Consider the following 6,587-nt stretch of genomic DNA (forward strand, 5'->3'; position numbering starts at 1 on the left):
CCTCGCCCCGCGCGAGGCCCCCGACGCCGCCCAGGTGCCCACCCGCGCCGAGTTCGCCATCCACCCCACCGACGAGATCACCTTCCCGGTCGACGTCGTCTACACCTGGGTGAACGGCGCCGACCCGGCCTGGCTGCGCCGCCGCGCCGCGTTCACCGGCGAGACCTACCACGCCGAGGCCGCCAACGCCGCGCGCTATCTGAGCCGCGACGAACTGCGCTACTCGCTGCGCTCGCTGCACATGTACGCGCCCTGGGTACGCAACGTCTACCTCGTCACCGACGACCAGACGCCCGACTGGCTGGACACCACCCGGCCCGGCATCAAGGTCGTCAGCCACAAGGAGATCTTCCGCGACCCGGCGCTGCTGCCCACCTTCAACTCGCACGCCATCGAGAGCCAGCTCCACCACATCGACGGCCTGGCCGAGCACTTCCTGTACTTCAACGACGACGTGATGCTCGGCAACGAGGTCACCCCGCAGGACTTCTTCCTCTCCAGCGGCCTCACCAAGTTCTTCCCCTCGCCCGCGCTCGTACCGCTGGGCGAGCGCACCCCCGAGGACCCGCCGGTGGCCGCCGCCGGCAAGAACAACCGCCGCCTGATCGAGGAGCGGTACGGGGCGGTCGTCGTGCAGAAGATGAAGCACATGCCGCACCCGCTGCGCCGCAGCCTGCTCACCGAGATCGAGACGGAGTTCGAGCCGGAGTACCGCTACACCGAGGCGAGCCGGTTCCGCTCGGAGGACGACATCTCCATCTCCTCCTCGCTGCACCACTACTACGCGTACCACACGCAGCGCGCGGTGCCCTCCGAACTCCCGTACACCTACCTCGATCTGACGCACCCGTGGACGGAGACGCGGCTCGGCCGGCTCCTCGCCAACCGGGACAAGACGGTGTTCTGCGTCAACGACACGGTCTCCACCGAGCAGGACGTGCACGAGCAGAAGGACCTCATCACGCCGTTCCTGGACGCGTACTTCCCGGTGCCGAGCCCGTTCGAGAAGTAGCGCCCACCGGTCGGCGCGACCGAAAAGAAAGAGGGGCCCGCCCGGACCAGAAGGTCCGGGCGGGCCCCTTTCGCGTACCCGACGTATCCGCCGCGTCAGTCGCGCTCGTAGCGGGACTTCACCGGGAAGTACGCGCTCAGGAACGCCCGCAGGACGCGGTCCTGCTCCTCCACCGACACCTCCGCGTCGGCGGACTCACCGATGCAGAACGTGTCGTGGGCGCGCTCGGCGAGCAGCCGGGTCAGCACCGTGTGGTGGTCGTAGTTGCCCACGTTGATGTAGCTGCACGAGATCGCGCTCGGCACCGAGCTGCCGATCAGGTAGCCGTAGTGGTGGTGGAGCGAGGACGTGATCGACAGGTCCGAGTTGGCGCGGAAGGGGTTGGCCGCGGTCCGGCCCACCTCCTCGGGGAACTTGTCCGCGATCTCGGTCAGCACACTGCGGCGCAGCGGGTGCGGCGCGTGCAGGAAGCTGTTGGTCGCCACCCGCCCGAACGCCTCCTCCAGGAGCGCCCGGTTGTTCTTCGCCGCGGCGAAGTAGCCCTCGTCGTCCGGGGACGGCTCGGTCGGCGGGACGGTGGTGGGCGAACGGAAGAACTTCGCCACCCCGTTGCTCAGGAAGAACGACGACGGCGCCAGCGGACGGCCGATGAACACGTCGTCGTTGAGGTAGAGGAAGTGCTCGGCCAGGCCCTCGATGCGGTACAGCTGGCTCTCGATGGCGTGCGAGTTGAACGTCGGCAGCCAGGCCTGGTCCTTGAAGATCTCCCGGTGGCTGACGACCTTGATGCCGGGCTGGGTGGTGTCCAGCCACTCCGGCGTCTGGTCGTCGGTCACCAGGTAGATGGTGCGCACCCAGGGCGCGAACATCTCCAGGGAGCGCAGCGAGTAGCGCAGCTCGTCGCGGTTGCGGAAGCGCACGTCGCCGCTGTCGGCGTCGTTGGTCGGCATGTTCCGGCTGCGGCGCACCGAGTCGCGGCGCTCCTGCCAGGCCGGGTCGGTGTCGTCGACCCAGGTGTAGACGACGTCGATCGGGTAGTCGACGTCCCACATCAGCTGCTTGGTGAACTGCGCGAGCGTCGGGTAGTCGCGCTCGCCGACCCGCAGCTTGGCGGTGGCCTCCAGGTTCGGCAGGCGGCGCCCGAGCAGGGTCGTCAGCCGGGGCGTCTCGCGCCAGCCGTCCTCCTCCGACTCCGCCCAGAACTCCAGACCGCAGCCGTAGGCCGGGCCGTAGCGCAGGGTGCGGCTCTCGGAGGTGATCGGCTTGAACACCCGCAGGCCCGCCACCTCACCGACGCCGTCGAGGCGCTCGGCGAGGACCGCGCCGGGGGCCGCGCCGCGCGGGGTGACCAGCTCGGCGTAGACCGGCTTGCCGTGCAGGGCCGTCGACATGGCCTCCAGGACCCGGCGGCGCATCTCGACGGGGACGGCGACGCGGTGGGCGACACCCACGTCGTGGCGCAGCAGGACGTACGGGATCCCCGCGTCCTCCAGGACCTTGGCGGTGATCTCCAGGTTGATCTGGGCCATGCGCGGGCCGGTGATGTCGTCGCGCTGCTCGGCGAGGCGGCCGGCCGAGCGGATCAGCGTCCCGCTGCGGTCCTGCGCCTGGATCATCACCTCGCGGGCCTTCTGCTCGTCCGCCGAGTTCGACAGGGCCGAGACGGGGGCGGCGACGCTGAAGCTGCGGGTGCCGCCGGCCGCGATGCGCAGCGCGGTGCGGTCCGCGCGCTGGGCGAGGCGCTCGGGGGTGTCGCGGCGGGCCACCAGCTTGGCGAAGAGCTCCTCCCAGCGGGCGGTGATGTCCTCGCCGCCGAAGCGCTCGTACACGCCCTTGCGGGCGGCCTTGCCGAAGGCGTGCCGGGTGTCGTCCTCGCCCATCAGCCGGGACATCGCGGCGGCCAGCGAGTCGATGTCGCCGGGCGGCACCAGCAGACCGTCCACGTCGTGGCGGATGATCTCGGCGGGCCCGGTGACGATGTCGTACGCGATGACCGGCACGCCGGCCGCGAACATCTCCAGGAGCACCAGCGGGAACGCCTCGTTGCGCGAGGGCAGCAGGCAGACACTGGCCTTCGCCCACTCCTGCTCCATCTGCGAGGAGCGGCCCACCAGTTCGATGCGCGAGTGCATGCCCAGACCCTCGACGAGGCGGCGCAGACGCACCTCCTGCGGGCCGTCGCCGAAGATCCGCAGCTGCCAGTCGGGGAAGTCCGCGGAGATCCGGTGGAAGGCGTGGATGGCGTGGTCCAGCTGCTTCTCCGGGGTCATCCGGGCAGCGAGGACGATCGTCCTGGACTCCAGGTCGGCGCGCGGGCGGTAGCCGTCCGGCACCGCGTTGGGGATCGCGGCGAGCTCCGGGGCGGAGTCACGCAGCGAGTCGGCGAACCAGTCGTTGGTGCGCTCGGTCAGCGACACCAGCGCGTCCACGCGCGGGCCGTAGACCAGCAGCGGCTCACCGGAGACACCGCGCAGCTGGGAGGCGCGGTGCTCCTGGTGCACGGTGACGACCCGGGAGGGGGCGAGCTCGGCGGCGGCGGCCAGCAGCGCCGGGGTGGTGGTGATCAGCACGTCCGAGTCGAGGGAGCCGAGAGCGGCCGTCATCTCGATGTCGGAGAGCCGGTCGAAGGTCGACTCCCAGGACGGCTTGATGATCTCGCTCGGCAGCGACTCCAGGGTCCGGCAGGCGTTCTCGTCCAGCGAACTGGGGCGCACCGGGCGTCCGTACGATTCGGTCCTGTCCACCAGGTAGCGCCGCTTGACCTGCCGGGCGGCCGAGAAGAACGGCTCCGGACGGGTCTTGAAGACGCTCAGCACCTCGACCTCGTGCCGGGGAGCGAGATGGATCGCCTGGGTGTAGGCGGCCATCTCGGTGCCGCCCATCTCGTCGCCCCAGGTGAGCAGAAACGTGATCTTCATGCAACTTCCTCTGCGCCACGGGGGGCGGTTCCGAATCCGGTACAGGACACGGCGAGCACGCCGGCCGGTGTGACGTAGGCGTGCACCCGCGCGAGCGAACCGTTGTCGAGAGCGACGATACGGAACGGCGTCCGGTAGACCTGCTTGGGGTGACGCACATCGGTCAGCCGCCGGGCGATCTTGATCCGGTTCCCGCCGGCCTTCAGATGCATGTCCCAGGTGCGGGTGGCGCGGCCGACCGCCATCTCGGCGAGCGGGACGTCGAAGGTGAAGCGGTCACCGTCCCACACCACGGGCGCCGCCGCCGACTTGCCGCCGCGCCGCAGCACCGCCTCCGCGGTGTACTCCTCGACGGGCGCCTTGGGCGCGATGAGCCGGCCGTGCACCACGATCCGGTCCCAGCGCAGCTCGAACGAGGTGAGCTCGGCCTGGTGACGCGGACCGCGCACGTTCAGCATCGAACGGCCGTCGACCGAGCGGACCGGACGGAAGACCGCGCCGCTGCTGGGGGACGGCGAGGTGGACAGGGTGGGGCCGTCGGAGGACTCCGCCGGAGCCGACGCGATCTTGGCCCGCAGTTCACGGCCGTCACTTTCGGTGACGACGACCTCCATCCGCCACATACCGGACGAGAGCACCGGTCCCCGGGTGCCGGTCTCCGACGGATCGTCATGGCGCAGCGGAACGGTCGCCGTCAGAAGGAGACTTCCGTCACTCTGCGGCTCCTGCTCCAGCTCCACGTGGACGACCTTGCGCCCGCGCGACAACTCCAGATGAGCCGCCCCGACCGCCTCGGGACGGCGCGGGAACGTCACCGCGAAGTTGAGGGTGCGCCCACCGGAGACCGAGAAATGCACAGGCCGCAGCAGCGGACGCGGCTTGACGCCGTCGATGGCCGGTACGGTATGCATCTGCTCGACACGTCGGCGCATACGTACTGCCGCGCGGCGCGCCCGCTTGGCGGCGCCCACCGCATAGGGCAGCAGTGAGTCACTCACGGTGAACCTAGCTCTCGTCTGGGCTAATGGTCAGCGTTGCATGCTGCCAATAATGCGTAAGATCGGCAAGTTGCTTCGTAATTCTATCGATGCATCACGATTGCATCATCGAGTGGAACCCAAACGAAGTTTCCGCCCTCTCCTCGGGTGGCGGTCTGCTTGATCGCAGATGAACGTGGAGCGGGGAGTGGGAGAAGGACATGGGACGCTGGCCGAAGATGGGACGCCAAGTGGCCTCCCGGCGTGCCGTGCTGGCTTCGCTGGCGGGGACGGTTGCGGCGGGGGCGATCGCCGGGTGTGACAGCAAGCACCCCTCGGCCAGGGGTGCCGCCGTCACCAGTCAACCACCGAAGCCGGTGTCGCTGCTGCCGGTCGACCACCGCAGCAGCTTCGACACCCCCGGCCGCCCGCTCGCCATGGCGATCGTCGCGCACCCGGACGACGACCTCTTCTTCATGAACCCGGACACGCTCAACACCATCGAGCGCGGCGTCCCCGTCGTCTCCGTGTACGTCACCGGCGGCGGCTCCTTCGGCGTCAACCAGGCACCCGGCGAGCCCAAGGCCCGCCCCGACGTGCCCGCCTACGTCTCCGCACGCCAGCAGGGCCTGCGCCAGGCGTACGCCCGCATGCTCGGCGCGACCCTCTTCACCCCGTGGACGCGCACCGCCCTCAAACTGCCCGGCGGACGCGAGGCCGAGCTCAACGTCCTGGAGTACAACGGCCGCCGCGCCGAACTGATCTTCCTCGGCGTGCGGATGCACGAGAAGACCGGCCGCGGCTGGGTCGGCATGACCCAGCTGTGGAACACCCCCGGCGTGGTGCTGCGCACCCAGCCCACCCCCGAGTCGCCGGTCCGCGAGAAGTACACCTTCAGCCGCGACGAGCTCACCGACGCGCTGCTGTTCCTGATGCGCAAGTACCGGCCCACGCTGGTGCGCACCCTCGACCCGGACCCCGACGCCCAGGTCCACGACAAGCTCCACCCCCGCGGCAGCGACCAGGTCGGCTACTCCGACCACCCCGACCACACCGCCGTCGCCCTCTTCACCTGGCGCGCCCTCGCCCAGTGGGGCCAGGGCAGCAGCGAGGGCACCCGCACCCCCGGCTTCCTCACCGAGGCCTTCCGCGGCTACTACAACCAGCGCTGGCCGTACAACCTGCCCAATGACACGGTCCACCAGAAGACCGAGTACCTCAACGCCTACGGCGGCGCCTCCAGCTGGCAGTGCGGCAACGCCTCGGGCTGCGGCGACTACTCCGTCGGCCTCAACGGCGTCCTGAAGTCCAAGAAGGGCTGGGTCCGCTCCACCCACCGCCGCTACCCGACCGCCGGCCCCAAGGTCGTCATCGACGAGGACGGCCGCATGAGCGCCTACGCCGTCCTCGGCACCCGCGCCGCCCGCTGGCGCGAATCCGGCCCCTACAGCGGCGGCTGGGGCGCCGCCGAGGACCTCGGCGGCGGCCCCCTCGCCCCCGCCCTCAGCGCCGTCGTCGCCGCCGACGGCCGCCACCTCGTCCTCGGCCTGCGCTTCACCGGCCTGGGCGCCGCCGACAAGGACGAYACCCGCGAGATAGTGGTCCTCCAGCAGAAGAGCGCCGGCGGCGCCTTCGAGGAGCGCTGGACCAGCCTCGGCAACCCCGAGACCGACCCCCGCC

At 70.4% G+C, this 6,587-nt stretch carries 4 protein-coding genes; 2 read left to right on the forward strand and 2 right to left on the reverse strand.

The window, feature by feature from the left end:
* A partial coding sequence (locus ACJA3G_RS26670) for a stealth family protein (protein WP_406555592.1) occupies positions 1-1,012 on the forward strand: 1,012 nt, incomplete at its 5' end.
* 95 nt (positions 1,013-1,107) lie between these two features.
* Here ACJA3G_RS26670 and ACJA3G_RS26675 read toward each other — a convergent pair.
* Both ACJA3G_RS26675 and ACJA3G_RS26680 read right to left on the reverse strand, forming a co-directional pair.
* The gene (locus ACJA3G_RS26675) at positions 1,108-3,930 is read right to left on the reverse strand and encodes a stealth conserved region 3 domain-containing protein (protein ID WP_406555593.1); all 2,823 of its coding nucleotides are present in this window, start codon (positions 3,928-3,930) and stop codon (positions 1,108-1,110) included.
* A complete protein-coding gene (locus ACJA3G_RS26680; RefSeq protein ID WP_406555594.1) occupies positions 3,927-4,928 on the reverse strand; it encodes a hypothetical protein in 1,002 nt (333 codons plus the stop codon). The genes ACJA3G_RS26675 and ACJA3G_RS26680 overlap by 4 nt, the downstream gene beginning before the upstream one ends.
* Before the next feature lie 218 nt (positions 4,929-5,146).
* On the opposite strand from ACJA3G_RS26680, the gene ACJA3G_RS26685 reads away from it, so the two are divergent.
* The coding region (locus ACJA3G_RS26685; protein WP_406555595.1) for a PIG-L family deacetylase at positions 5,147-6,587 on the forward strand (1,441 nt) is incomplete at its 3' end.

Source organism: Streptomyces sp. YS-3, from assembly GCF_045257485.1.
GTDB lineage: Bacteria > Actinomycetota > Actinomycetes > Streptomycetales > Streptomycetaceae > Streptomyces.